This window comes from Arthrobacter sp. GQ119, from assembly GCF_059759125.1.
This window is the reverse complement of sequence record NZ_JCAXEA010000058.1, coordinates 1-1,363: the sequence shown is the minus strand read 5'-3', so window position 1 is coordinate 1,363 and position 1,363 is coordinate 1. Positions and strand designations below refer to the sequence as shown.

The following is a 1,363-nucleotide window of genomic DNA, read 5'->3' as shown; positions in this document are numbered from 1 at the left end:
CGCGTTGACTCTCTAATGGGTGGTGGCTGGCCTGGTGCCTGGCTGGCAGGATGGCTGCCAGTCCTGCTGAACGTGACTCTCGTTGACTCTGACCCATTCCGGTGTCTTTTTTATGACCTGTCCGTTCGCGGGGCTGGCGCCGGCCTGTCCTCTTCCGATGGCTTGATAGAAGGTCGTCCAGGGTGCCACCTGTGACTCATTAGAGAGCTGCCTCGAAAGAACCTCTCCAGGCCGACGCCAGTTCACGGCATCTGCTCCCGGGAAGGAAAGACCCGCAATGACCATCGTTGCAGAAGAGTACCGTCACGTCATGGGCGTGGACACACACGCCAGAACCCACACCTACGCCATCGTCGACACGTCAACCGGTGTCTGCACGGGGACCGAGTCGTTCCCCACCACGGCAGCTGCCATCCGTCGGGCCATCGCCTGGATGAAGCGGAACACGAATGGCAGCGTACTCGCGGCGATTGAAGGCACTTCCTCCTACGGGGCCGGGCTGACCCGCGCCCTGAAGCTGGCAGGCATTCCCGTGGCGGAAGTGAAACCACCGCGACGAGAAGCCCGAGCCGGTGTCGGCAAGTCCGATCCAATTGACGCGTTGGAAGCTGCCCGGCAGGTTCTGCACCGGCAGGCTGACCGTCTCGCGGTGCCGCGTGCCGACGGGCTCCGCGCGGCACTGCGCGTGTTGCTAACGGGCCGCAAGGGACTGGATACCCGGCGCACCGCGGACCGGAACGCCCTCAACGCTCTGGTGCGCACGACAGACCTCGGCGTTGATGCCCGCAAGGCCCTCACCGGTGCGCAGGTCACGATGATCGCCGGCTGGGGACAGTGTGTCTCCGATTCGGTCGACCAGCAGATCGCACGCCAGGAAGCCGTCCGGCTTGCGGCCGCGGTCAAGGACGCGGACAGGCACCTGCACCGCATGAAAGCTCAACTACGGGATCTCGTGGAGCAACTCGCTCCGGGATTCCTGACGCGCCCGGGCGTCGGGCCGGTCACTGCTGCGGTCATCCTTTGCGCGTATTCGCACCACGGCCGCATCCGATCCGAAGCCGCTTTTGCAGCCCTTGCCGGCGTTTCCCCGTTGCCCGCATCGTCCGGGAACACCGTGAGGCACCGGCTGAACCGCCACGGTGACCGGCAGCTGAACATGGCCCTGGACGTCATCGTGAAAGTCCGCATGAGGTATGACGAAACCACTCGGCGTTATGCCGAGCGGCGCACCGTGGAAGGCCGGACCTACCGGGAAATCAAACGTTCCCTGAAGCGCTACGCGGCCCGGGCCATCTTCAGGGAACTTCAAGCACTCCTTCCTTGACAGACCACATAGAAGGGTCATCAAAGATGCCCGCGTAGC

At 64.2% G+C, this 1,363-nt stretch carries 1 protein-coding gene; it reads left to right on the top strand.

Annotated features, from left to right (window positions below):
- Positions 1-277 precede the first annotated feature (277 nt).
- The gene (locus tag AC6CH3_RS23310) at positions 278-1,324 is read left to right on the top strand and encodes an IS110 family RNA-guided transposase (protein WP_498134692.1); all 1,047 of its coding nucleotides are present in this window, start codon (positions 278-280) and stop codon (positions 1,322-1,324) included.
- The last annotated feature ends 39 nt before the right edge of the window (positions 1,325-1,363 follow it).